The organism is Pseudomonas reactans, assembly GCF_013387025.1.
Taxonomy (GTDB): domain Bacteria; phylum Pseudomonadota; class Gammaproteobacteria; order Pseudomonadales; family Pseudomonadaceae; genus Aquipseudomonas; species Aquipseudomonas reactans.
On sequence record NZ_JACAQP010000011.1, the window covers coordinates 1 to 24,690 of the forward strand.

General features: G+C 62.4%; 19 protein-coding genes. 13 read left to right on the forward strand and 6 right to left on the reverse strand.

From position 1 onward, the window contains the following. Window positions 1–199: 199 nt before the first annotated feature. On the forward strand, window positions 200–1,855 hold the full coding sequence (gene arnT, locus HX793_RS13945; protein ID WP_177062599.1) for a lipid IV(A) 4-amino-4-deoxy-L-arabinosyltransferase: 1,656 nt from the start codon (window positions 200–202) through the stop codon (window positions 1,853–1,855). Continuing rightward, window positions 1,855–3,375: an ArnT family glycosyltransferase gene (locus tag HX793_RS13950; protein ID WP_177095183.1), complete on the forward strand. Its 1,521-nt coding sequence runs from the start codon at window positions 1,855–1,857 to the stop codon at window positions 3,373–3,375. The genes arnT and HX793_RS13950 overlap by 1 nt, the downstream gene beginning before the upstream one ends. Before the next feature lie 9 nt (window positions 3,376–3,384). Here the strand turns inward: HX793_RS13950 and HX793_RS13955 are convergent, their stop codons facing one another. From HX793_RS13955 to HX793_RS13965, 3 genes are all read right to left on the reverse strand, one after another. Further along, entirely contained in the window at window positions 3,385–3,960 is a 576-nt protein-coding gene (locus tag HX793_RS13955; protein WP_177095106.1) for an HD domain-containing protein, read from the reverse strand. A gap of 105 nt (window positions 3,961–4,065) precedes the next feature. Further along, complete coding sequence (locus tag HX793_RS13960; protein WP_177062608.1) at window positions 4,066–4,623, reverse strand: helix-turn-helix domain-containing protein; 558 nt, start codon at window positions 4,621–4,623, stop codon at window positions 4,066–4,068. Window positions 4,624–4,686: 63 nt separating this feature from the next. Continuing rightward, window positions 4,687–5,616 (reverse strand): ATP-binding cassette domain-containing protein, encoded by a 930-nt coding sequence (locus HX793_RS13965; RefSeq protein WP_177095104.1) that lies wholly within the window; start codon window positions 5,614–5,616, stop codon window positions 4,687–4,689. 555 nt (window positions 5,617–6,171) lie between these two features. On the opposite strand from HX793_RS13965, the gene HX793_RS13970 reads away from it, so the two are divergent. Continuing rightward, on the forward strand, window positions 6,172–6,480 hold the full coding sequence (locus HX793_RS13970; RefSeq protein WP_177062612.1) for a DUF6124 family protein: 309 nt from the start codon (window positions 6,172–6,174) through the stop codon (window positions 6,478–6,480). Between the two features lie 469 nt (window positions 6,481–6,949). On the opposite strand, the gene HX793_RS13975 is transcribed toward HX793_RS13970, so the two are convergent. After that, window positions 6,950–13,159, reverse strand: coding sequence for a non-ribosomal peptide synthetase (locus HX793_RS13975; RefSeq protein ID WP_177095102.1), 6,210 nt, complete (start codon window positions 13,157–13,159; stop codon window positions 6,950–6,952). 489 nt (window positions 13,160–13,648) lie between these two features. Here HX793_RS13975 and HX793_RS13980 point away from each other — a divergent pair, with 489 nt between their 5' ends. Both HX793_RS13980 and adeC read left to right on the forward strand, forming a co-directional pair. Beyond that, entirely contained in the window at window positions 13,649–14,440 is a 792-nt protein-coding gene (locus HX793_RS13980) for a helix-turn-helix transcriptional regulator (RefSeq protein WP_095016852.1), read from the forward strand. Continuing rightward, entirely contained in the window at window positions 14,440–15,891 is a 1,452-nt protein-coding gene (gene adeC, locus HX793_RS13985; protein ID WP_177062089.1) for an AdeC/AdeK/OprM family multidrug efflux complex outer membrane factor, read from the forward strand. The genes HX793_RS13980 and adeC overlap by 1 nt, the downstream gene beginning before the upstream one ends. Here the strand turns inward: adeC and hpaA are convergent. Beyond that, on the reverse strand, window positions 15,818–16,678 hold the full coding sequence (gene hpaA / locus HX793_RS13990; protein ID WP_177062091.1) for a 4-hydroxyphenylacetate catabolism regulatory protein HpaA: 861 nt from the start codon (window positions 16,676–16,678) through the stop codon (window positions 15,818–15,820). The genes adeC and hpaA overlap by 74 nt on opposite strands. A 127-nt stretch (window positions 16,679–16,805) precedes the next feature. Between hpaA and HX793_RS13995 the strand changes: the two genes are divergently transcribed. Genes HX793_RS13995 through hpaI form a run of 8 tightly spaced genes read left to right on the forward strand, consistent with a single transcriptional unit; the run spans window position 16,806 to window position 23,999 of the window. After that, window positions 16,806–17,471, forward strand: a complete 666-nt coding sequence (locus HX793_RS13995) for a fumarylacetoacetate hydrolase family protein (protein WP_177062093.1) — start codon at window positions 16,806–16,808, stop codon at window positions 17,469–17,471. Beyond that, on the forward strand, window positions 17,468–18,238 hold the full coding sequence (locus HX793_RS14000) for a fumarylacetoacetate hydrolase family protein (RefSeq protein ID WP_177095100.1): 771 nt from the start codon (window positions 17,468–17,470) through the stop codon (window positions 18,236–18,238). Before HX793_RS13995 ends, HX793_RS14000 begins: the two co-directional genes overlap by 4 nt. Window positions 18,239–18,243: 5 nt before the next feature. Next, window positions 18,244–19,704 (forward strand): 5-carboxymethyl-2-hydroxymuconate semialdehyde dehydrogenase, encoded by a 1,461-nt coding sequence (hpaE, locus tag HX793_RS14005; RefSeq protein ID WP_177053657.1) that lies wholly within the window; start codon window positions 18,244–18,246, stop codon window positions 19,702–19,704. Between the two features lie 47 nt (window positions 19,705–19,751). Further along, window positions 19,752–20,609, forward strand: coding sequence for a 3,4-dihydroxyphenylacetate 2,3-dioxygenase (gene hpaD, locus HX793_RS14010; protein ID WP_177095090.1), 858 nt, complete (start codon window positions 19,752–19,754; stop codon window positions 20,607–20,609). 15 nt (window positions 20,610–20,624) lie between these two features. Further along, on the forward strand, window positions 20,625–21,017 hold the full coding sequence (locus HX793_RS14015) for a tautomerase family protein (RefSeq protein WP_028617030.1): 393 nt from the start codon (window positions 20,625–20,627) through the stop codon (window positions 21,015–21,017). A 46-nt stretch (window positions 21,018–21,063) separates the two neighbouring features. Then, on the forward strand, window positions 21,064–22,368 hold the full coding sequence (locus tag HX793_RS14020) for an MFS transporter (protein ID WP_177062097.1): 1,305 nt from the start codon (window positions 21,064–21,066) through the stop codon (window positions 22,366–22,368). 11 nt (window positions 22,369–22,379) lie between these two features. Next, a complete protein-coding gene (hpaH, locus tag HX793_RS14025; RefSeq protein WP_016978426.1) occupies window positions 22,380–23,183 on the forward strand; it encodes a 2-oxo-hept-4-ene-1,7-dioate hydratase in 804 nt (267 codons plus the stop codon). Between the two features lie 15 nt (window positions 23,184–23,198). Further along, on the forward strand, window positions 23,199–23,999 hold the full coding sequence (hpaI, locus tag HX793_RS14030) for a 4-hydroxy-2-oxoheptanedioate aldolase (RefSeq protein ID WP_177062099.1): 801 nt from the start codon (window positions 23,199–23,201) through the stop codon (window positions 23,997–23,999). Window positions 24,000–24,123: 124 nt separating this feature from the next. Here the strand turns inward: hpaI and hpaR are convergent, their stop codons facing one another. Further along, the gene (gene hpaR, locus HX793_RS14035) at window positions 24,124–24,552 is read right to left on the reverse strand and encodes a homoprotocatechuate degradation operon regulator HpaR (RefSeq protein WP_016978427.1); all 429 of its coding nucleotides are present in this window, start codon (window positions 24,550–24,552) and stop codon (window positions 24,124–24,126) included. Window positions 24,553–24,690 lie beyond the last annotated feature (138 nt).

Here is a 24,690-nt window from a genome sequence, read left to right on the forward strand (position 1 = left end):
TTGATCATTTGGCGAGTTTAAAAGTTGCGCTAGGTGGTATGCCGGGGAAATACATGGCTACTTCAGACCATCCTTAGTTGCGCCTTTTAACTAAGGACATCATGACTATTTTCCGTAATTCAGTGACCACTGTGACATTTTCTTCTATTACTTCATTACTTGAATTCCCCACAACTAAACGTCAGGGAGCGACGTTTGCATGACTCGATTAAAACCTCTGCCACTGTTATTACTGGCCTTTGTCGCGTTTTACCTGTTGCCCCTGGGCCTGCACGGCTTATGGATCCCGGACGAAACCCGCTATGGCCAGATCAGCCAGGAAATGCTCCAGAGCGGCAACTGGGTAGCGCCGCATTTCATGGGCATCCGCTATTTCGAAAAACCCGCTGGCGGCTATTGGTTGATCGCCCTGGGCCAGGCAGTGTTCGGCCAGAACCTGTTCGGCGTGCGCATCGCCTCGGCGCTTACGTCCGGCTTGAGCGTGCTGCTGGCCTACTTGATCGCCCGCCGCCTGTGGAATGACCCGCGCAAAAGCTTCGCCTGCGCCCTGCTCTACCTGAGCTTCGGTCTGGTGGCCGGGCAAGCGGGCTACTCCAACCTGGATCCGCAATTCACCCTGTGGGTCAACCTGAGCCTGGTAGCCCTGTGGTTTGCCCTCGACAGCCACACAGTGCGCGATCGTCTGTGGGCCTGGGCCGTCGTGGGCCTAGCCTGTGCACTGGGTTTCCTGACCAAGGGGTTCCTGGCCTTGGCGTTGCCGGTGTTGATCGCCGTGCCTTACATGCTCTGGCAACGCCGCCTGGGCGAACTGCTGCGCTATGGCCCGCTGGCCATGCTGGTGTGTTTGCTGGTGTGCCTGCCTTGGGCGTTGGCGATCCATCTGCAAGAACCGGACTTCTGGCGCTTCTTTTTCTGGAATGAACACATCCGCCGCTTCAGCGCCGACAACGCACAGCACGTGCGGCCGTGGTGGTTCTTCCTGCCGATCATCGCGGTGGCTTGCCTGCCCTGGGCAGGGTTGCTGCCGAATACACTGCGCAAGACCTGGCAGGAAAGGCGCCAGCCGGCCATCGCTTTCCTCGCCCTGTGGCTGCTGTTGCCGCTGGGTTTCTTCAGCCTGAGCAACGGCAAACTGCCGACCTACATCATGCCGTGCCTGCTCCCCCTGGCCTTGTTGATGGGGCATACGCTGGTCGGCCTGATCAACCAGCATAAAGCCCGCTCGATCTGCCTCAATGGCCTGCTCAACTTCGTGATCGGCATGGCGGCCATGATCGTGCTGATCTACCTGCAGATCGCCCGGCCGCTGTACAGCAACAGCCATGCGGAAATGTTCAGCCTGTCCCTGGCGTTTATCGTGTTGCTGGGGTGGATCCTCACCAACCTGCTGCAAGCCTTCCGCCCGCTGACGCTGTGGGCGATGCCAGCGCTGGGCATCGGCCTGCTAGTGATCCTGCTACCAGCGAGCATGCCGGAGTGGATCGCGGACAACGAAATGCCCGACCAGTTTGTGCTCGAACACCTGGAAGAACTGCAACAGACCCAAGCCTTGCTGAGCAATGAACTGGGGAATGCCAGCGCACTGGCCTGGCGCCTGAAACGCCCGGAAGTGGCGCTGTACGACACCGAGGGCGAACTGCGTTATGGCTTGCAGTACGCAGGCTCGGTCCATCGCAAAGTGGAGTTGGAAGAGGTGCAGGACTGGCTCAAGGAACAGCGCCAACTCGGCTCGGTGGGCGTACTGATGCGCGTCAACAGCACCAGTGAAATGCGCGAAGCCGGGCAACTGCCGCCAGGAGGCAAACGCTACTACAAGGGCTCCCTCGAACTGATCATCTACCCGCAATCGCCATGATGTCAGCTTTCTGGAAGACCGAACGCGGTGCCCTGCTGCTGTTGCTGGGCGTCACTGCCCTGCTGCTGCTGACCGGCCTGGGCGCACGCGACCTGTGGGGCCCGGAAACCCGTTGGGCGAACATCGCCTTGCAGATGCTGCAGAGCGGTGACTACTTCGACCCCTACCTCAAGGGCGCACCGTATTACGACAAACCCCTTCCCTCCTACTGGCTGATCACCGCCAGTGCCCACTTGCTGGGTGGCCTCGGTCCCTGGTCACTGCGCTTGCCGTCCGTGATCGGCGCCTGGCTGAGCGTGTGGCTGGTCTACCTGATCGGCGAACAACTGCTGCGCAAGGGCACCGGGCTGATTGCCGGTTGGATGCTCGCCACCACCTTCTACTTCCTGTTCTGGGCGCGCGTCGCCACGGCGGACGTGCTGACGGTGTGTGGCGTACTGGCGGCGGTATGGTGGTACTGGCGCGGGCCGGAGGACACGCGGCTGGGTCGCTATACCGTGTTCTTCCTGCTGCTGGCCGTGACATCGCTGTTCAAAGGACTGATCGGTTTTGTGCTGCCCGGCCTGGTGCTGCTACCGCACCTGCTGGCTGAACATCGCTACAAACGCCATCTCAACCTGCGCCTGGTGTGTGCCGTGCTGATCGCGGCGGCGGTGTATGCCGTGCCCTTCGTGCTGTCCCATGTCTACGGTGCCCCGAGCTATGGCAGCAGCGGCCTGGCCCTGGTGTTCCGCGAAAACGTGGTGCGCTTTTTCGACCCGTTCGACCATATGGGACCGATCTACACCTACCTGATCTACCTGCCCGCCTACACCCTGCCCTGGGTACCCTGCTGGTTGCTCGGCCTGTGGCTGGCGCTGCGTCACTGGCGCCAGACGCCGCCGAATGTGCGCTGGCTGGTGTGGGGCCTGGGCCTGTTGTTCATATTCTTTACTGCCAGCGGCAGCCGCCGCAGCTATTACGTACTGCCACTGGTGCCCTTCGCCCAACTGCTCGGCGCCTGGTGGGTCAGCGAACGCCTGCGGGCACGGCCGGCCAGCCAGTCACGCTGGTTCAAAGGCTTCGCCATCGCCGCAGCGCTGATGCTGCTGATACTCGGTGTGGCCTACCCCTGGAGCAACAGCAACGGCGGCGTGACCCGCTTTGCCGAAGACGTTCGAGCCGAAGCGACCCAAATCGCGCCGTGGGAGCAATGGCAATTGGTGCTGGTGGAAGCGGACAACAAAGTGCCGATGTACCTGCAAAACGGCGGCAAGCCGTTCTACTACGTGGCCGAAACCCAGGACTTCCCGCGCCAGGGCGATAGCGCAGCATTCCTGGCCTGGCTGGAAAAAACCAGCGGCAAGGCCTTCGATCCGCAACGCACGATCATTGTCGCGCAGTACGCCAAGGACGATCCCGCGCCACTGGCTTACCTGGGCAAGGATCATCGGGTGATTGGCACCCAGCCGGATAATGGCGAGCGGTGGTTTCACAAGCGTGAGGATGGGAGCGTGGCGTTTGTGCCAGAGCGTCGATAGGCAGAAGTTTCACCGGCTCAACAGGTCGATTTTCTCCCGCGTCCCCTCATCAATAAGCCCGCGAAGCCTCTCAAACAAAGGATCGGCATCCGTGTAGCCTTTGCCGTAGGTCAGGTTGAATCCATAGTCGAAATCGGGCGGGTTCTTGCCCTGATTGTGCTGGAGAAGGGTTTCCAGTTTGTCCAGCGCCTTGACGGCCTTGGCCTCGGCAGACTGTGCGGCTTCATAGTCCTCCCACAGCGCCATTATCTGCGTTTGCAATGGCCCGTCGAGGGCGCGGGTCAGATGCAGAAGGTCTTTTCTCTCTTGCTCGCTCTTGTCGGGAAACGACGCTTTGTGGATGGCCGGGATGTCGCCATGGATGGCCTCCCCCAGGTCATGGATGACGCACATCTTGAGCAGTTTGAGCCTGTCGAGATGGCGGAATTGATCCTCGAAAACCATCGCCATCAGGCACAGGCGCCAGCTATGTTCCGCGGTGCTTTCGGTGCGGCCTGAGGTGGTGTGGGCGCTGCGGAGTACGTCCTTGAGTTTTTCCGCCTCGCGAATGAAGGCGAGGCGCCCTTTGATCTCTTCGGTGTCCATGGTGTTCTCTGGCTCGGTCGACTGACGTGCTGCGCGACTGCACAGGCGGCCAGACTAGGTCCAGGGCTATCCGACGTCCACGCATAAGATATGCGTGCGCCCGCGTCAGAGTGTCTCGACCAGGCGCGCGGCCGTTCCGTCCGAGAGGGGGATACGGGTCCAGCGGCAAACGCCTTGCGTGATGGGCACGAGCAGCGAGTCATTGGCGCCCGTGGAAAACTCCACGGCGGGGGGTGCCAGGATTTCGCGCCATCCGGATGCGTTGAGCGCAAGCTCCTTGCACATGATCTCGGGGGTGGCGAAACGCCAAAGAGAGCAGCCCATCAACTCACTGATCGGGCGCGTGAACTCGGCCGCTCGGCTTGGAGAGCACGCCAGCAGACGGTGGGTCAGGTCGCAGACAAGGTGCATGGGCCGTGAGCTCTCGCTGACCAGCCGGGCCAGGACTTGATCGGCGGCGGCGTCGAGGCGAGCGGCCAGCAGTTGCTCAAGCTGTTTGTGCGCCACCGGGTCCATGGCCTGCACGCCGCTTTCCCAGCGGGAAATGGTCGACTGGGTCACACCGAACACCTGCGCGGCATGGGATTGCTTGACGCGGTGCAGCAGGCGCCAGCGCCTCAGCGCAACGCCAGGCAAGGCCAGCGGTAACAATGTGTCAGGCATGTCGAGATCCTCGAGAGGCGACGGGGCGGGTCAGTTTGATGGATGTGCGCCCACGCCTGCAAATCAACTTTGCGGATTGATCCCACTTTTGCGCGGCACACCGGCCGCGTCCGTGCCCACTCGCAACCCTGCCACCTGCTCCTGCACCGCCCGCCCCTCCGCCCGATTGCGGATAAACCCAGCGCGGGTAAACCGCTCCAGGAACGGCACCGGCAGGGTCTTGTCCGGTGTCACTGCCGGCTGCTCGGCCACATCACCGAACAAGGTGAATGCGGCACTTGGCAAGTGCCGGGTGTTGAGGTCACTGGTCAGCCGTCCTTCCTGCAACACAATCGCGCGGTTGGTGACCCGTTGCAGGTCGGACAGGCGCTGGGAGATGTAAAGGATCGCCACACCCCGTGCGCGCTGGCTGTCGATCAGGCCAAGCAGGCGTTCGGCGTCGGTTTCCGACAGGGCCGCGGTGGGTTCGTCGAGGATCAGGAAACGGGGTTGCTGGGCAAAAGCGCGGGCCAGCACCAGCAGTTGGCGGTCCGCCTGGCCGAGGCGTTCGACCGGGTGTTGCAGCGGCAGCTCCAGGCCCAGCCCGGCGGCGATGGCTTCGGCACGTTGCAGCAGGTTTTTGCGGTTGAGCAAGAAGTCGGCGTCGGGTTGGCCCAGCTCATCGAGCAACAAGTTCTCGGCCACACTCAGGCCGGGAGCGATCCCGTCGTCGGGATGTTGGTGCACCGCCACGATGCCGACCCGACGCGCCGACAACGGCGAGGTGAAACGTTGGCGCTGGCCATCGACCCACAGTTCACCCGCGTCCGGCGCCAGGGTGCCGCTGAGGATTTTAACCAGGGTCGATTTGCCTGCCCCCGTGGCGCCAAGCAACGCCACGCCCTCGCCCGGATAAATATCCAGGCTGACCTGATCCAGCGCCCGTTGGGCACCATAGGTTTTGCAAAGGCCAAGCAGGCGAATCAGGGGCGCGGGGGCAACGGGGTTGCTCATGGCTCATCTCTAAGGCGGAACGGTGACTCATTACAACGCTTTACGGCGCTGATTTATTCCGAACAACAATGAGTTAGGTGCCGAATTAAATGCATTACGTCATGAACAATCCAATAGCTGAATCGCATAGGAAAATTTTTTTGAGTTATAAGGCGCTTGTCGGCAGTTTGATGAATGCTTTCAGCAGGGCAACCATGAATCCCATGGGGCCGCGGTTGAGTAGTGGGCGGCAGGATTGGTGGCATTTGGTCATGGTTTGTAAAGGGCCAGCAAGGCGTGTCGCTTTTAATTGCAGGACGTTTCCTAGACAATCCTCGCCGCCTTGTGCCTGCCGGGGTCGGTGGCTAGTCTTCGCTCCGTCACTGAACTCAGTGATCGGGTTTAGCAGCCTGACTTCAATGGGCACACGGTTCACATCTGCGTTTATGGTGGCTGTGCGCGGGGCACCTTCGGGTGCGCTGGTTTTCCTATTGACCGGTCTGCTAACCCGCGTACAGCTGCCACCCGCGTTTAGCAGCGTCGGCGGTAGCTCCTTTACTCAATAGGAGTTACACCATGAACAAAGCCCTACCCGACCCGCCCTGTAACCCCGCCAATGACCGCGCCGCCTTCAACCGCGCCATTGACCATTACCTGCCTTCACAGGGTTTCCACGCCATCAACGAAGACCTCAGCTTCGAAGACGCCCTGCTCTACACCGCCAGTTTGCTCGACAGCGCTTCAGCGACTGCATTGGATTGCGGCGAGCTGCTGCCCAGCCCCGAGCGGGCCAAGATCCTGGCGGTGTGGCATTTACTCGAAATTGCCAAGACGACGGTGGATCGCTCCATCGCATGCCTGAAACCGTCGCCTAACCCTGCCTGAACGCGATCAGAAAATGTAGGAGCTGGCTTGCCGGCGATGGTCGTTAACGATGACGTTGGGTATCTGGGTGAACGCGGCGTTCTCACGTTTTTCGCCGGCAAGCCGGCTCCTACAGAAAACGAAAAGCGTATCCACGATGCGAAGCGAGTCGCTCTTGATTTTGATCTCAGGCGCCCCGTCAAACACGCTGGCCGGAATTCGACAGGGATTTGGGGGGTAAACCGGCAGGGATGCCGGTTTAGCCGCCCCGCGCCATGGATGGCGCGTGGCGGCGNNGAGGTGCCGAGTGTTGGGGCAAGAGCCCTTTGGTTACTTTGGGGCTTTTCCAAAGTGACCCGCCGTAAGGGCGGAACCAATACCCGCCATCACCCAAATAACGGATATGTACTCCGTCTGATCCAACATCCAGGTCGTCTGTCAGGCCGCCTTCGCAGGCAAGCCAGCTCCCACAGGGTCCGCATTACCAACCTTAGATCCTGCGCCGCCGGTTAAGCTGAGGAATGGCCGCCTGAGGAACCTCCACCCGCTCCACCTGCGTCGCCGTCTGCGCCGCCAACTGCGCCAACGTCGGATGACTGAACAACGTCCGCGCATCCACCCCCAACCCCGCCTTGCGCATCCGCGCCACCAGATTCACCGCCAACAACGAATGCCCCCCCAACTCAAAGAAATGGTCATGCCGCCCCACCCGCTCAAGCTTCAGCACCTCGGCCCAAACTCCGGCCATCACCGTTTCGACATCCCCCACCGGCGCCTCATAAGCCCGACTCACCACCGACTCCAACCCCGGCTCCGGCAACGCCTTACGGTCAAGTTTTCCCGCAGGATTGAGCGGCAACTCATCCAACAGCACAAACGCCGCCGGCACCATGTACTCCGGCAACTGCTCCAGCACATGCACGCGCAAGGCTTCCAGGCTCGGTGCCTCCCCCCGCACAGTGAAATAGGCAACCAAACGCTCATCCCGAATCAACACCGCCACTTCGCGCAATGCCGGATGCGCCATCAACCGTGATTCAATTTCCCCCAGCTCCAAGCGCACACCGCGCAGTTTGACCTGGAAGTCATTACGCCCCAGAAACTCAAGGTTGCCGTCCGGCAGGTAACGCACCAGATCACCCGTGCGGTACAGCCGGTCGCCGTCAACAAACGGGCTGTCGATAAACCGTTCGGCGGTCATCTGCTCCAGCCCCAGATAACCACGGGCCACGCCGACCCCACCGATATGCAACTGCCCACTGACACCCATCGGCACAGGCGCATCGTGTTCGTCGAGCACATACAGACGCGTGTTGTTGATCGCCCGGCCAATCGGCAGTTGCAGCGCAGGCACCGGCGCGCCGGGCTCCAGGGTCCATGCGCTGCTGTCCACCGTGGCTTCGGTAGGCCCGTAGACATTATGCAGGCGCACCTTGGGCAAGCGCGCCTGCACGCCACGGGCCAGGGCTTCGGTGAGTTCGCCGCCGCCACACAGCACTTCAGTGAGGCTGGTGCACAGGGCAGATTCTTCCAGTTCAAGAAACTGCTGGAGCATGGCCGGCACGAACTTGATCACGCTGATCTGCTGTTCGCGAATCACCTGCGCCAGGTACGCAGGCTCACGGTGACCATCCGGCCGGGCGAGCACCAACCGCATGCCGTTGGTGAGTGGCCAGAACAGCTCCCACACCGAGCCGTCGAAGCTGAAGGGCGCCCGTTGCAACAGCGCGCCGCCCTCGGCGTTGGGGCACAACTGCGAGCCCCAATGCATCAGGTTACCAAGGCCCCGATGCTCGATCATCACGCCTTTGGGCGTACCGGTGGAGCCCGAGGTGTACATCACGTAGGCCAGGTTGGCGACGCTCAAGCCCGGCACCAACGGATTGCCGATGGGTGCCTGGCTCCAGGCGCAGTGGTCGAAGTCGATCACCGGGATCGACACATCACCCGGCAAGTCGCGGGTTGCCGCGTGCACCAGCAATGCAACCGGTTGGCTGTCGTGGAGCATGTAGGCCAGGCGCTCGCGCGGGTAGCCAGGGTCCAGCGGCACATAGGCGCCGCCGGCCTTGAGGATCGCCAGCAAGCCCACCACCAGGTCCAGCCCGCGCTCGACGCACAGCGCCACGCGGGCGTCCGGTTGCACCCCGCGTTCGCGCAGGTGGAAGGCCAGTTGATTGGCGCGTTCGTTGAGCTCGCGGTAGGTCAGTTGCCGCTCGCCGGCCTGCACCGCCACGGCGTGGGGAATGTGCCGCGCGTGAGCTTCGAACAGAGCCTGCACGGTGAGGGTTTCGGGGTACGTGGTTTCAGTGGCGTTGAAGTCCACCAGCAAGGTGTTCAACTCGCGGGCGGGCAGGACCTGAATTTCACACAGTGGCGTTTGCGGTGCCTGTTCCAGCGTACCCGCCAGGTTGACCAGCACGGTTTCCAGATAATCCAACAAGCGCTCGGCGCCGACCTGACCTGGGGCCTTAGCCTTGATCTGGAAGCCACTGGCGGTGTCATCCACGGTCAGCATCAGTGGGTAGCTGAGAATGTCTTCACTGCTGAGCAAGGCGATGCCCGGCACCAGGGTCAAGTCGCGCTCGGCATCGGTGTGCCGGTAATTGAGCAGGCTGTTGAAGAGCGGTGACGCGCTGCTGCAACGCTGAGCCAACGCAAGGGAGGCTTGCTCATGGGCGAGTAATGCACTGAGCTGAGCGTGAGTATCGCGCAGGGCATCAGCCACGTTTTTACCGGCAAGGCGCACGCGCAGCGGCAGCGTGTTGATGAACATGCCCAGGGCCCGGTCGGCGCCCTCGCCCGCCTGCAAACGGCCGAGCAGCACGGTGCCGAACACCACGTCATCGCGGCCCGCTACGCGGCTGAGCACCTGGGCCCAGGCCAGATGGAACAGGCTGGCCGCGCTCACGCCCAAACCGCGCGCCTGGGCACGCAGGCTCAGGTTGAGGCGGTCGCTCAGCACGCGTTCGGCTTCATCGGTGTGCGCCCGATCCGCCTGGCGTTCCTGTAGGCCGAAGGCCAGCGTCGGCTCGTCGATATCACCCAGTTGCTCGCGAAAGAACGCCTCATGCCCAGCCTGCCGTGCCGGCGAACGGGCTTGCGTCACCACAGTGCGATACGGCACTGGCACCGGCAGTTGTGCCTGCTGGCCGAGCAAATGGGCGCGAAGTTCCTGCATCAGGATTGTGGTGGAGGTGGCGTCGTTGACCAGGTGATGGAAGCGCAGGCGAGCGATCCAGCGTTGGTACTGCGGTTCTTCGGCATAGTCCAGGGCCATGAGTGGCGCCTGGCGCAAATCCAGCGGTAAATAGCCCTCGCGCAACGGTTCAACGCGTAACAGCGCCGCGCGCCACACCACTTGCATCGGCTGCTCAAGCGCATCCCATACCAGGCTGGTGCGCAGGATGTCGTGGCGGTTGATCACCTGTTGCAGGGCCTGGGCAAATGCGTCCACCTGCTCACGCCGGGCAAAACTGAACAGCGCCTGTTGCTGATACGGATCGCGCTCGTCGGTGATGTGATGGTAGAGCAAGCCCTCCTGCAACGGCGCCAGCGGGTAGACGTCCTGCACGTTGGCCGCGCCGCCGGGAATGCTCGCAACAATGCGCGCCAGGTTGTCAGGATCCAGTTCGGCCAGCTCAGGCGCGTCCATCACGCCGTATTCACTGGCCGCCGCCAAGGCCGCCAGGGTCGGCTGGCCGAACAGCACCTGCACATCGGCACGCAGCCCGACCTGGCGCATGCGTTGCACCAACTGCACGGCCAGCAACGAATGCCCGCCGAGTTCGAAAAAGTGGTCGTGACGCCCGATCTGCTGCACCTGCAACAGCTCGGCCCAGAGTTGCGCCAACAGGGACTCCACCCCGGCGTGCGGGGCTTCATACAGGCGCGTGACGAAGGCATCCTGGGTCGGCGCGGGCAATGCCTTGCGGTCGAGCTTGCCGTTGGCGGTCAGGGGCAGCGCGTCGAGTTGCGTGTAGGCGGCGGGCAGCATGTAGTCGGGCAGCGAGACCTGCAGGTGGGTGCGCAGGGCTTCGATCTGCAGCGCTTCGCGGGGGACGAACCAAGCGAGCAATTGCCCATCGCGTGACTGCACCACGGCTTCCTGTACCTGTGGATGGGTGGCCAGGGCGGATTCGATTTCGCCCAGTTCGATGCGCATACCTCGGATTTTCACCTGGTCGTCGTTGCGCCCCAGGTATTCAAGGTTGCCCTCCGGCAGCCAGCGCGCGAGGTCGCCGGTGCGGTACATGCGGCCTTCGATAAACGGGTCGTCGAGGAAGCGTTCGGCACTGAGTTCGGGGCGGTTGAGGTAGCCCCGTGCGACACCGTTGCCGCCGACGTACAACTCCCCTGCTACACCGATGGGCACCGGGCGTTGCTGTTCATCCAGCAAGTACACCGTCGCATTGGCGATGGGCGCGCCGATGTGCAACGGCTGGCCTACTTCCATGGGACCGGAGGTGGCGACCACCGTGGCTTCGGTGGGGCCGTAGTTATTGATCACCGCGAAGGACTGCGCCTGGGTGAAAGAGCGCAATCGGTCGCCACCGATCAGTAGGGTGCGCAGGGTCGGGTGTTGCAGGCCCTGGCTGAAAGCGTACTCGGCCACGGGCGTCGGCAGGAAGCACACCTGCAGCGGCTGTGCCTGCCACCAACGGAGCAGCGCGTCGATATCTTCGGCGCCGTCGTGAGCCGGCGGCAGGTGCACGGTGGCACCCACGCACAGCGCAGGCCAGACTTCCCAGGCCATCGCGTCAAACCCGAAGCCGGCGACGCTGGCGGTGTGGCTACCGGCGTGCAGGTCGAAAGCCTGGCAATGCCAGTCCACCAGGTTCGCGACGGTGTGATGCTCGACCATCACGCCCTTGGGCAGGCCGGTGGAGCCGGAGGTGTAGATCACATAGGCAAGATTGGAAGGGCTGACCGCTACGCAGGGGTTGGTGCCTAGGTGGAAGGTCGGGCGATCCAGCTGGATCACCGGCACCTCCAGCGCAGGCAAACGTGACAGCAGATCGTGCTGGGTGAGCACCACCACCGGATCGCTGTCTTGCAGCAAATAGTTCAGGCGCTCGGCGGGATGGGCCGGGTCGACCGGCACGTAGCAGGCGCCCGACTTGAGGATCGCCAGCAACCCCACCAACGTCTCCAACCCGCGCCGCGCCAGGATCACCACGCGGTCGTCCGGTTGTACACCGCGTTCCAGCAGTTGATGGGCCAGCGCATTGGCCTGCTGGTTGAGCTGCGCGTAGCTCAACTGCCGGCCTTGGTACACCGCCGCCACGGCGTCCGGCGTACGTGCAGCCTGAGCTTCGATGCGGCCGTGCAGGGTTTGCAGCGGTGCGTTGGGCTGGGCGGTGGCGTTCCAGTGTTGCAGCTGGGCCTGTTCGGCGGGCGTCACCAGGGAGAAATCACTGATCTTCAGCGCGACGTCCTCCAACCCTTGCTCCAGCAGCCAGGTAAAGCGCTGCGCCAGGACAAGTACTTCATCGTGCTGGAAGTACGCTTCGTTGTAGACGCAATGCAGGCACGCGGTGTCCTGGTAACGGTTGCTGCGCAGGTGGATCGCCAGCGGCAACGGCTCATGGTGATTGGACACCTTGACCGCTCGGGCCTCGGTAGTGCCATAGCGCAGTTCATGGTCGTCCTGCTCGAAGGACACTGAAAGGTCGAACAACTGACTGCGATCAGTGCGGCGCAGGCCCAGCTCACGGTTCATCTCACTCAGGGGAAACCGTTGGTGCCGGAAGTCCTGCTTGAGCTGATCACGCACCCCGCGCACCACAGCGCTGAATGGCAACTGCTCATCGAACTGCAAACGCACGGCACTGACCTGGGTGAACAGCCCGACGGTGGAACGAAAACGCGCATTGGAGCGGTTGAGAATCGGCAGCCCTACCACCCACTCCTGGCGCTGGGCGGTGCGCGTGAAATACACATACATCGCCGCCAGCAGCACATGAAATGCCGAGGCCTGGTACCGGTGGGCCACTTGCTCCATACGGTTGAGCAGCGCCACCGGAAACCCTTGGACCAAGGTATTGCTGGACATCCTGGCGGTATACCGGGGCGTCAGTAAAGGCTCCGGCAGCACGCGGTATTTGCTCAGCCAATACCCACGGTCGCGGGCATAGCGGGCCGAGGCGTGATAGCGCTCATCCGCGTCGATGAAGTCGAGATACGACGGCGCCAGCGGCTCCGGTTGCCTGCCTTGTTGCAGGTCGGTGTACAGCCGGGCCAGGGATTGCAGCATCTGGCCGAAGCCCCAGCCATCGAGGATCAGGTGGTGGGCCTGGGTGCCGAGGCGGTAGTGATCGTCATCGAGCTTGACCAGGAAGAAGCGAAACAGCGGCGCGCCCTGCAGGGTGAATGGCAGGGCCATTTGCGCCTGCATCAGCGCCTGGCTGGCGGCCTGTGGATCAGCCTCGCCGGCAACATCATGCAGGGCCAGGTCGACGGGCAACGTGGTAGCGAAGGTCTGCCGAGGCAAACCGTTGGCGTCGGTGTGCAGTTGCGTGCGCAACGCATCGTGCTTGATCACCAATAACTCGATAGCGCGCAGCATCAGGTCTTGCGCGATGGGGCCGGCAAAATCCACATAGCCGCCGATGTTGTACAGCGGCGAATCGCCCACGCGCAGTTGGTCGAGCCAGATGTCCTGTTGGGCGGCGGTAAGGGGGAAGCTGGAGGAATGCTTCATAAGATCCTTCTCATGGGGTTCAGGCACTGGCCGCGCAGGGAGGCCCATTACGACGAATAGGCCGGATTGGAGCATGAGGGATCGGGGCTGTCTGACACCCTAAACCCGGACATCCAAATGGATGGAACAGGCTTGGCTGAGGGTTCATTGCTGAAACGATTAAAGCTGTGTAGGAAATTGGCTATCCATGACCGCTGCCAGCTCTCATTGATTGTTTTAAAAATTAATTATTTTTCTTAATTATCAAATAGTTAATTAACTCTAAAAACCTCTTATGGTTTTTCTAAGCCGGAATTGCCTCTCAGAAACGTCGAATTAATGACGTGGTTTTTATGGCAGGTTGTGTCCCTCGTTTCCGCTACATACGTAGGACGAATCCCCTGGCTAAATACAATCTCGACTACCGACTCTGGTGTGTGAGCAACGGATCGCCCCCGCAGAAGCCCAGAGAGTCTGTTGACGGTTTTCGACATCAAGGATGAGATGGCTATGAGTTTGACCAGCAGTATTGCCAACCCGCAAAGCCCGAATTTCTATGCTGAAATGGGTGAGTTGATTGCCAGCAGTGGCCACGCGGACTTCGCCGCACACATGCTGCACCTGGTGGACAAGTGGGTGCCGATCCACCTGGTGGACCTCAGTGAATGGACCCTCGACGCGCTGCGCGACCGCGTGCTCGATATCAAGCTGCTCGGCAGCGCCGGTCAGACCCAGGACCTGCCGCCGCTGGTGCTGAACTCCATGGACGACCACCCGTTGCTGCGGGAAATGCTCGGCATGCAGGACCCACTGCTGATCCAGTTGAAGGCCAAGGCCAAGAGCGTGTTCCCGCGTGGCACCTCGCACCAGTGCAACCTGGTGTCACGCCAGGGTAACCGGCGCTGTGTGATTTCGTTTTATCGCCCACCCAACCATCGCGGGTTTTCCCTGGCCGAGTTGTCGTTTCTCAAGTGCCTGTCGGACACCCTGCTGCCGTTGATCGAGTGCCATGCCCAGAGCCTGCGCCAGGCGCCCCAACCTGCGGCCGAACCGGCCCACACTTTGCTGGAGCAATCCCAATTGCAGCGTGAGTTCTACAAGCGCCTGTCCCTCGGTGAAATCACCCTGTCGGCTCGCGAACAAGAGGTGTGCCTGGGCCTGCTGACCGGTGGCACCGTGCCGCAAATGGCGGAAAAACTCAGCGTGAAGAACAGCTCCATCGAAACCTACCTCAAGCGCGCCGCGGCCAAGTTGGGCGTGAGTGGTCGGCATGGCCTGGCCAAATGGATGGTTGGCGCCTGATGAATAAATTGAGCGCATTCGCGATGGCAGGGCTGCTCGGCGGCTGCTCGCTGATCCCCGATTATCAACGGCCTGAGGCGCCCGTGCCGGCGCAGTATCCCCAGCAAGGGGTATACGCGCTGGCACAGCCCGGCACGTCGGACTGGCAGCAGTTGTTTCATGACCCGGCGTTGCAACGGTTGATTGGCGAGGCCTTGGTCAACAACCGCGACCTGCGGGTGGCGGCGCTGAACGTCGAGGCGTTCCAGGCGCAGTACCGTATCCAGCGCGCGGACCTGTTCCCGGCCGTCTCTGCCACCGGGGCCGGTCAGCGTCGGCGTTTGCCGGGGGATGTGACCGGCACGGGCAAGCCTGCCATCACGTCGAGCTATTCCGCGACCCTGGGCATTAGCGCCTATGAGCTGGATCTGTTCGGCCGCATCCACAGCCTCAGCGAACAGGCGATGCTCACCTACCTCGGTACCGAAGAGGCCCGACGCAGCGCGCAGTTGAGCCTGGTCGCCAATGTCGCCAATGCCTACCTGACCTGGCGCGCCGACCAGGAACTGCTGGCCCTGGCCCGACAAACCCTGGTCGCCAACGAGCACAGCCTGCGCCTCACCAGCCGCAGTAAAACCGCCGGCAAGGCGTCGGCACTGGACGTGGTGCAAGCCAGTACCAGCGTCGAAAGCACCCGTGCCAGCGTGGCCCGTTATGAGCGCCAGGTCGCCCAAGACCTCAACAGTCTGGCCCTGCTGGTGGGTGGCCCGGTGGACGAACAACTGCCGTCGCGCCCGCTGGCGGATGACTTAGTCGCAAGGGTGCCGGCCGGCCTGCCTTCGGACCTGCTGCAACGCCGTCCGGATATCCTCCAGGCCGAATACCAACTGCGCGCCGCCAATGCCAATATCGGCGCCGCACGCGCTGCGTTTTTCCCGTCAGTGAGCCTCACTGCCAACGCCGGCACCGCCAGTACGGAACTGTCAGGGCTGTTCAAGGCCGGCTCCGGCAGTTGGACGTTCCAGCCGCAGATCAACCTGCCGATCTTCAACGCCGGCAGCCTGCGCGCCAGCCTCGACTACGCCAAGCTGCAAAAGGACATTACCGTGGCGCAGTACGAAAAATCCATCCAGACCGCTTTCCAGGAAGTCGCCGATGGCCTCGCGGCGCGGCAGACCTATACCGACCAGCTGGAGGCACAACGGGATTTCGTCGCGGCCAACCAGCAGTATTACAACCTGGCCGAACACCGCTACCGCAGCGGCGTGGACAGCAACCTCACCTTCCTCGATGCGCAACGTACGCTGTTCAGCTCGCAGCAGGCGCTGATCGTCGACCGCCTGGCACAACTGGTGGCCGAGGTGAAGTTGTACACCGCACTGGGCGGCGCGTGGCAGGTCAACGCAAGCCCGACTGCCGCAGCCGATACTCCCCCGGCGTCACCTGCGCATAACGAAGGAAAAACCGGCTGAAATACGCCGGGTCCTTGAAGCCGAGCTGGTAGCAGATTTCGTTGGCGGAACTGCCGGTGAACAGCAACAGGCGCTTGGCTTCCTGCATCACGCGCTCAAGGATCAGGCGCTTGGACGGCAGGTCGGCCAGGCGCCGGCACACCTCATTCAGGCGAGCCTCGGTCACGCCAATCCCCACGGCATAGCGCGCCAGCGGCCAGTGTTCCAGGTAGTGCGCCTCGATCAACTCGTTGAAGCGATGGAAGATGCGCAGGTCTTCGTGGCGGGTCGGCCGCGCCGGTAACGAGTGGGCGCACAGCCGCAGCAGGCGGATCATGATCAGCCGCGTAAGGCTGTCCAGGGCCGCCGCGCGCCCTGCCCGTCCGGCGTTGATCTCATCGCTCAACTCTTCGAACAATCGATCCAGGCCTTGATCACCCGCCGTCAACGCCACGCAGGCGGCGCCGGAGGCCAGGCTGGGGTCGGCGTCGATCAACCCCCAGACCAACTGCTGACGAACCGTCAGCACGTGCCCATCGGCATCCGCCTCGGTGACAAAGGCGTGGGGCACCGTGGGCGGCGTGAGGAAGAACATCGGCCCGGACTCCACATACTGGCGGTCGTCCAGGTACACCCGCACCGCGCCACTTTTCACGTAATGCACCTGGAAAAACCGGTCATGCCGGTGCACGGGCATGTTGCGCCCGAAAAAGCCCGCCAGGTTGCCGAGCTTGTCGTAGTGCACCTCGGCATCGCTGTAACGCTGGTCGTAGACCTGCCCGATATTGATATTGGGAATCGGCTGCACGCTGCCCCCTTGTTGTTATTTGAATGCCAGGGATTTTGCCACGCTTGACGGTAGTTAACATATTAATTATAACGTTAACAACTTAACGAACTGCCTATGCAGCAGTCGCCACCGTCAGGAGAAACGCATGAGCCGTACCCTGCATGATGTTGCCAGCGGCACCCTGTTCGGCGTTGCGCTGAACTACCAGGGCCTGCTGGACCAGCATCTCGCCGCCTTCCAGCAGGCGCCCTACCAGAAGCCGCCGACCAAGCCGGTGCTGTTTATCAAGACCCCGAATACGCGCAACCAGCACGATGCGGTGGTGCTTCACCCACAGGGCGAACGCCTGCAACCCGGCCCGGCATTGGGTGTGGTGATCGGCCAGCGTGCCAGCCGCGTCAGCCTGGACAATGCCATGGCCCATGTGGCCGGTTATGTGGTGGTCAACGAATTCAGCCTGCCGGAAGACAGCTACTACCGCCCCGCCGTCAAAGCCAAATGTCGCGATGGGTTCTGCGCGCTGGGGCCGGCGTTCGTGCCACAGGACCAGGTGGGCAACCCCAACCAACTGAGCCTCAAGCTGTGGGTCAACGGCGAACTGCGCCAGGAAAACTCCACCGCGAACTGGGTGCGGGACATCCCGCAATTGATCGCCGAAATCAGCGAGTTCATGACCCTGTACCCCGGCGACGTGCTGATCACCGGCACGCCCGAAGGCCGCGTGGATGTGGTGCCGGGCGACACCGTTGAAGTCGAGATCAGTGGCGTGGGCCGCCTGACCAACCATATCCAAGCGGAGACCCCGGCATGAAACGCGCACGCATTCGCTATGAAGATAAGATCCACGCCGTAACGGTCGAAGTCGACAATGCCGTGCGCCTGGACGACGGTCGCTTGCTCGCGGAAGATCAGGTCGAGTGGCTGCCCCCGGCCACCGGCAACATGTTCGCCCTCGGCTTGAACTACGCCGACCACGCCGCCGAACTGGCCTTTACGCCACCGACCGAGCCGCTGGCCTTCATCAAGTCCGTCGGCACCTACACCGGCCACCGCCAGGTCACCTGGCGCCCGGACAATGTCGCCTACATGCACTACGAGTGCGAGCTGGTGGCGGTGATCGGCAAGGCCGCACGCAACGTCAAACGTGCCGATGCGCTCGACTACCTGGCCGGCTACACAGTGTGCAACGACTACGCGATCCGCGACTACCTGGAAAACTACTACCGCCCCAACCTGCGCGTGAAAAACCGCGACGCCACCACTCCGGTCGGCCCGTGGATCGTCGACGTGGCCGATGTGCCCAACCCAGGCAACCTGACCCTGCGTACCTGGATCAACGGTGAACTGCGCCAGGAGGGCAGCACCCGCGACATGATTTTCGACATCCCCTACCTCATCGAATACCTGTCCAGCTTCATGACCCTGCAACCCGGCGACATGATCGCCACCGGCACGCCCGAGGGCCTGGCCGATGTGGTGCCTGGCGATGAAGTGGTGGTGGAAGTCGAAGGCGTGGGCCGCCTGGTCAACCGAATTGTCAGCGAGGCGGAGTTCTTCTCCGCCCGGAAAGAGGCGTAAGCAGCATGATCAAACACTGGATCAACGGCCGCGAGGTCGAAAGCAAAGACACCTTTATCAACTACAACCCGGCCACCGGCGAGGCGATTGGTGAAGTGGCCAGCGGCGGCTCGCAAGAAGTCGCCCAAGCCGTGGCGGCAGCCAAGGAAGCCTTCCCCAAGTGGGCCAACACCCCGGCCAAGGAGCGCGCACGCCTGATGCGCAAGCTCGGTGAATTGATCGAACAGAACGTGCCACACCTGGCCGAGCTGGAAACCCTCGACACCGGCCTGCCGATCCACCAGACCAAAAACGTGCTGATCCCAAGGGCGTCGCACAACTTCGACTTCTTTGCCGAAGTCTGCACACGCATGGACGGCCACAGCTACCCAGTGGACGACCAGATGCTCAACTACACCCTCTACCAACCGGTAGGCGTGTGCGGGTTGGTGTCGCCGTGGAACGTGCCGTTCATGACCGCCACCTGGAAGACCGCGCCGTGCCTGGCACTGGGTAATACGGCGGTGCTGAAGATGTCGGAACTGTCGCCGCTGACCGCCAATGAACTGGGGCGCCTGGCGGTGGAGGCCGGCATCCCCAACGGCGTGCTCAACGTGATCCAGGGCTATGGCGCCACGGCCGGTGATGCGCTGGTGCGCCACCCGGACGTGCGGGCAATTTCCTTTACCGGCGGCACCGCCACCGGCAAGAAGATCATGCAGACCGCCGGCCTGAAGAAGTACTCCATGGAGCTGGGCGGCAAGTCGCCGGTGCTGATCTTTGAGGACGCCGATCTGGAACGCGCCCTCGACGCGGCGCTGTTCACCATCTTCTCCCTGAACGGCGAGCGCTGCACCGCCGGCAGCCGGATCTTTATCCAGGAAAGCGTGTACCCGCAGTTCATCGCCGAATTCGCGGCGCGCGCCAAACGCCTGATCGTCGGTGACCCACAGGATCCGAAGACCCAAGTCGGTTCGATGATCACCCAGGCGCATTACGACAAGGTCACCGGCTACATCAGGATTGGTCTCGAGGAAGGCGCCACCTTGCTCGCCGGCGGCCTGGAACGCCCGGCCAACCTGCCGGCGCATTTAAGCAAAGGCCAATTTATCCAACCGACTGTGTTTGCCGATGTGAACAACAAAATGCGCATCGCCCAGGAAGAAATCTTCGGCCCGGTGGTGTGCCTGATCCCGTTCAAGGACGAAGCCGAGGCCCTGCAATTGGCCAATGACACCGAATACGGCCTGGCCTCCTACATCTGGACCCAGGACATCGGCAAGGCCCATCGCCTGGCGCGCGAGATTGAAGCCGGCATGGTATTTATCAACAGCCAGAACGTGCGCGACCTGCGCCAGCCGTTCGGCGGGGTCAAGGGCTCCGGCACCGGGCGCGAAGGTGGCCAGTACAGCTTTGAAGTGTTTGCCGAGATCAAGAACGTGTGCATTTCCATGGGCAGCCATCACATCCCGCGTTGGGGCGTGTAACACCAGGTAATGCGCTCCAACAAAAATAATGAATCTGGAGAATCATCATGGGCGAAGTGGTCCTGGCAGCGAAGATCTGCCACGTACCGTCGATGTACCTGTCGGAACTGCCCGGCAAGCATCACGGCTGTCGCGAAGCGGCGATTGCCGGGCACAAGGAAATCGGCCGTCGCGCCCGCGAGCTGGGCGCCGACACGGCGGTGGTGTTCGACGTGCACTGGCTGGTCAACAGTGGTTACCACGTCAACTGCGGCGAGCAGTTCCAGGGCACCTACACCAGCAACGAGCTGCCGCATTTCATCAAGAACATGGACTACGCCTACCCCGGCTGTCCCGATCTGGGCGAGTTGATCGCTGCCGAGGCCAACGCGGCCGGCGTGCGCAGCATGGCCCATAACATCCCGAGCCTGGAGCTGGAATACGGCACGCTGGTGCCCATGCGCTACATGCACATGGGTGTGCCGGAGGATGAGAAATTCAAAGTCATTTCCATCGCCGCCTGGTGCGCGTGGCATCGCCTGGAAGACAGTTTTGCATTCGGTGCCGCTGTGCGCCGGGCCATCGAGAAGAGCGACCGCAAGGTGCTGGTGCTGGCCTCCGGCTCGCTGTCGCACCGTTTTTCGGATGACCGCCAAGCCGAAGCGAATATCCACAACTGGACCCGCGAGTTCGACAAGCAGGTGGACCTGCACGTGGTGGAGATGTGGAAGCAAGGCCGCTTCAAGGAGTTCTGCGCGATGCTGCCGGACTACGCCGAACACTGCTTCGGCGAAGGCAAGATGCACGACACCGCCATGCTCCTGGGGCTGCTCGGTGGGCCGGATTATGCCAAGCCGGCCGAGATCATCACGCCGCCATTCGGCAGCTCGGGCACCGGTCAGATCAACGCGATTTTCCCGCTGTAAACCTGGGAGAAACCCATGCCGCATTTTATCGCCGAGTACACCGACAACATCGAACAACAGGCCGACCTACCCGGCCTGTTTGAACAGGTCCACCGCGTGCTGGGAGACAGTGGCGTATTCCCCCTCGGCGGTATCCGCAGCCGTGGCGTGCGCCTGGACACCTGGCGCATGGCCGACGGCAAGCACGACTACGCCTTTGTGCACATGACCCTCAAGGTCGGCCACGGTCGCGACCTGGCCACGCGCCAAGCGGTAGCCGAGGCGTTGTTTGCGGTGATCACCACGCACTTCGCCGAGCTGCAGGCGCAACGTTTGCTGGCGCTGTCGTTCGAGATGGTCGAGCTGCACCCGCAGCTGAATTTCAAGCAGAACAATGTGCATGCGTTCTTGAATAACCCGACGGGGTAGATCCCGTCACTCCCCTCACGGCCTCTCAGACAAAAAGTACAACATCATGAGCACAGCCCAATCGACTGCCAGCCGCGTGCTGGCCGAGCATGACCGCACCCATCGTTCAGTGACGTGGCGCCTGATGCCGCTGTTGCTGGTGTGTTACCTGTTCGCCCATCTGGACCGCATCAACATCGGCTTCGCCAAGATGCAGATGAGCAGCGACTTGCAGTTCAGCGACACGGTGTACGGCTTCGGCGCCGGGTTGTTCTTTATCGCCTATGCGTTGTTTGGCGTGCCGAGCAACATGGCGCTGGACCGCGTCGGCCCGCGGCGCTGGATCGCCAGCCTGATGGTGGTGTGGGGCCTGCTGTCCACCGGCATGCTGTGGGTAGAAAGCGCCAAGGGCTTCTACGTGCTGCGCTTTTTGCTGGGGGTGGCCGAGGCCGGTTTTTTCCCAGGCATCCTGGTGTTTCTCAACCGCTGGTACCCGGCACGCCGCCGCGCCCAGGTCACCGCATTGTTTGCCATCGCCGTACCCATGGCCGGCGTGCTGGGCGGGCCGTTGTCCGGGGCGATCCTCGAACATTTCCATGATGTGGGTGGCCTGCGCGGCTGGCAGTGGATGTTCCTGATTGAAGGCTTTCCGGTGGTGCTGCTCGGGCTGGTGGTGCTCAAGTGGTTGCCGGATGGTTTTGAATCGGTGCACTGGCTGACGGCCGAGCAAAAGCAACAGTTGCAGGCCCAATTACGTAGCGAAGAACAGCGCAAGACCATCACCTCGTTCGGCGGCATCCTGCGCGACCCGCAGGTGTGGTTGCTGGTGGCGGTGTATTTCGCGGTGATGCTGGCGGTGAACACCCTGGCGTTCTGGATGCCCACGCTGATCCACGGCGCCGGTATCGGCCGCGACAGCCAGGTCGGCCTGCTGAGTGCCGTGCCGTACCTGGCCGGGTGTTTTTTCATGATCGGCTGCGGGCGTTCGTCCGACCGCCACCGCGAACGTCGCTGGCACCTGTGCGTGCCGCTGCTGATGGCTGCCGTCGGCATTGCCGTGGCCGGCCTGGCGCCAGGCAACCCTCTGCTGGTGATGGGCGGGTTGGTGGTCGCCGGCATGGGCGCCAGCGCGGCCTTGCCGATGTTCTGGCAACTGCCGCCAGCGTTTCTCTCCAACACCACCCAGGCGGCCGGTATCGCCATGATCAGCTCGTTCGGCAGCGTCGCCGCGTTCCTCGCGCCGTACCTGATCGGCTGGATGCGCGACGCGACCCAGAGCGCCAGCCTGGCGCTGTACGTACTCGCTGTATTTATCGCCCTCGGCGGCCTGCTGGTGCTACGCACCCACGCCGCCATCGTCAATCCCCGTTAAGGACCGTTGCCATGCTCGACTCCCAGCAAATTCTTGCGGCCGCTGCCCACCTGGACCGCGCCGAACGCAGTCGCGAACAGGTGCGCCAGTTTTCCCTCGACTACCCCGGCATCACCCTTGAGGACGCCTACGCCATCCAGCGCGCCTGGGTTGCGCAAAAGATCCAGGACGGGCGCACGCTGAAGGGCCACAAGATCGGCCTCACCTCGCGCGCCATGCAGGTTTCGTCAAACATCACCGAACCGGACTACGGCGCCCTGCTCGATGACATGTTCTTCGACGAAGGCAGCGACATTCCCTTCGAACGCTTCATCGTGCCGCGGGTGGAAGTGGAGCTGGCGTTTATCCTCGGCAAACCCCTCAAGGGCCCGAACTGCACGGTGTTCGATGTGCTCGACGCCACCGAATGGGTGATCCCGGCGCTGGAGATCATCGACGCACGCATCCAGCAGGTCGACCCGCAGACCAACGCGACGCGCAAGGTGTTTGACACCATCTCCGACAACGCCGCGAATGCCGGCGTGGTGCTGGGCGGCCGTGCCGTGCGCCCCACCGAGATCGACCTGCGCAAAGTGCCGGCGGTGCTGTACCGCAACGGCGTGATCGAGGAATCCGGCGTTTCCGCCGCCGTGCTCAACCACCCGGCCAAAGGCGTGGCCTGGCTGGCGAACAAACTGGCGCCGTATGACGTGACCTTGCTGCCGGGGCAGATCATTCTCGGCGGCTCGTTCACGCGCCCGGTCGCGGCCCGTCCTGGCGACACCTTCCACGTCGACTACGACCTGCTCGGCTCGATTGCCTGTCGCTTCGTCTGAACCCTGGAGATTGCCATGGACATGCCCGTCAACCGCTTCAAACAACGCCTGCGCAACGGCGACATACAGATCGGCCTGTGGCTCGGCCTGGCCGACGCCTATTGCGCGGAACTGGCCGCGAATGCCGGTTTCGACTGGCTGCTGATCGACGGCGAACATGCGCCCAACCACCTGCAAGGCATGCTCGCCCAGTTGCAGGCCGTGGCACCCTACCCCAGCCAGGCGCTGATTCGCCCGGTGATCGGTGACAGCGCATTGATCAAGCAGTTGCTGGATATCGGCGCCCAGACCCTGCTGGTGCCTATGGTCGAAAGTGCCGCCCAGGCCCGCGAACTGGTGCGCGCCCTGCGTTATCCGCCCCAAGGGATCCGGGGTGTGGGCAGTGCACTGGCGCGGGCTTCACGTTGGAACAGCATCCCTGGCTACCTCGACCAGGCGGATGAACAGATGTGCCTGCTGGTGCAGATCGAAAACCTTGAAGGCCTGGCCAACCTGGATGAGATTGCCGCCGTCGAGGGCGTGGACGGCGTGTTTATCGGCCCGGCGGATTTGAGTGCGTCGATGGGGCATCGCGGCAACCCTGGGCATCCCGAGGTGCAGGTGGCGATTGAGGACGCGATCGGGCGCGTCGTGCAGTCGGGCAAGGCGGCGGGGATTCTGAGTGCGGATGAAAGCCTGGCGCGGCGCTATATCGAGTTGGGCGCGACGTTTGTCGCGGTGGGCGTGGATACCACTGTGTTGATGCGTGGGTTGCAAGCGCTGGCCGGGACATTCAAAGGGGCTTGCGAGGCCAACTACGCAGGCAGCGTGTACTGAGATCCCCTGTGGGAGCTGGCTTGCCTACGATGGCGATGTATCAGTGACAAATAAGCCAGCTGACCCGCCGCTATCGCAGGCAAGCCAGCTCCCACATTTGCCCTGCGCAGAGTCAGGAATTGCTTCAACGCTTGATATTGATGTTCTTCAAGTCATCCAGCAGACCCAGCAGGGTCTGCAACTTCTCCTCGCCCAACTGATCCTGCAAGCGCTGGTAGTTGGCCTCCATGCATTGGCTCATGGACTCGAAACTCGCCTTGCCCTTGTCGGCCAATGTCACCAGCACCCGGCGCTGATCCTGCTCGGCTTTGCGCCGGTGCACCATGCCGGCGGTTTCCATGCGCACCAGCACGCCGGTCATGCTCGGCTTGAGGATGCAGGCCAGTTCGGCCAGTTGGTAAATCTCCAGCTCACCGTGTTGCTCAAGGATGCGGATGATGCGCCACTGCTGTTCGGTCAGGCCGTGTTCATTCAGGGAAGGACGGAAAAAACTCATAGCGGCTTCGCGCGCCTGCAGCAAGGCCAGGGTCAGGGACTGTCGAGGTTTGGACATAGGAATCAGGGTCACGAGGTATTTAGTTAATAATTTAACGAAACTCTAGCATTCCCAGACGGCGAGCGCGCTATAACTTGTCTAGCGCACTGCCCATGGCGCGCAGAATCAAAAGCCTGGGCACGCAGGATCAAGACT

What these genes read in the sequence shown, in the direction of transcription:
- arnT (WP_177062599.1), top strand. Translation starts at nt 200, where the DNA reads ATGACTCGATTAAAACCTCTGCCACTGTTATTACTGGCCTTTGTCGCG.
- HX793_RS13950 (WP_177095183.1), top strand. Translation starts at nt 1,855, where the DNA reads ATGTCAGCTTTCTGGAAGACCGAACGCGGTGCCCTGCTGCTGTTGCTG.
- HX793_RS13955 (WP_177095106.1), bottom strand. Translation starts at nt 3,960, where the DNA reads ATGGACACCGAAGAGATCAAAGGGCGCCTCGCCTTCATTCGCGAGGCG.
- HX793_RS13960 (WP_177062608.1), bottom strand. Translation starts at nt 4,623, where the DNA reads ATGCCTGACACATTGTTACCGCTGGCCTTGCCTGGCGTTGCGCTGAGG.
- HX793_RS13965 (WP_177095104.1), bottom strand. Translation starts at nt 5,616, where the DNA reads ATGAGCAACCCCGTTGCCCCCGCGCCCCTGATTCGCCTGCTTGGCCTT.
- HX793_RS13970 (WP_177062612.1), top strand. Translation starts at nt 6,172, where the DNA reads ATGAACAAAGCCCTACCCGACCCGCCCTGTAACCCCGCCAATGACCGC.
- HX793_RS13975 (WP_177095102.1), bottom strand. Translation starts at nt 13,159, where the DNA reads ATGAAGCATTCCTCCAGCTTCCCCCTTACCGCCGCCCAACAGGACATC.
- HX793_RS13980 (WP_095016852.1), top strand. Translation starts at nt 13,649, where the DNA reads ATGAGTTTGACCAGCAGTATTGCCAACCCGCAAAGCCCGAATTTCTAT.
- adeC (WP_177062089.1), top strand. Translation starts at nt 14,440, where the DNA reads ATGAATAAATTGAGCGCATTCGCGATGGCAGGGCTGCTCGGCGGCTGC.
- HX793_RS13995 (WP_177062093.1), top strand. Translation starts at nt 16,806, where the DNA reads ATGAGCCGTACCCTGCATGATGTTGCCAGCGGCACCCTGTTCGGCGTT.
- HX793_RS14000 (WP_177095100.1), top strand. Translation starts at nt 17,468, where the DNA reads ATGAAACGCGCACGCATTCGCTATGAAGATAAGATCCACGCCGTAACG.
- hpaE (WP_177053657.1), top strand. Translation starts at nt 18,244, where the DNA reads ATGATCAAACACTGGATCAACGGCCGCGAGGTCGAAAGCAAAGACACC.
- hpaD (WP_177095090.1), top strand. Translation starts at nt 19,752, where the DNA reads ATGGGCGAAGTGGTCCTGGCAGCGAAGATCTGCCACGTACCGTCGATG.
- HX793_RS14015 (WP_028617030.1), top strand. Translation starts at nt 20,625, where the DNA reads ATGCCGCATTTTATCGCCGAGTACACCGACAACATCGAACAACAGGCC.
- HX793_RS14020 (WP_177062097.1), top strand. Translation starts at nt 21,064, where the DNA reads ATGAGCACAGCCCAATCGACTGCCAGCCGCGTGCTGGCCGAGCATGAC.
- hpaH (WP_016978426.1), top strand. Translation starts at nt 22,380, where the DNA reads ATGCTCGACTCCCAGCAAATTCTTGCGGCCGCTGCCCACCTGGACCGC.
- hpaI (WP_177062099.1), top strand. Translation starts at nt 23,199, where the DNA reads ATGGACATGCCCGTCAACCGCTTCAAACAACGCCTGCGCAACGGCGAC.
- hpaR (WP_016978427.1), bottom strand. Translation starts at nt 24,552, where the DNA reads ATGTCCAAACCTCGACAGTCCCTGACCCTGGCCTTGCTGCAGGCGCGC.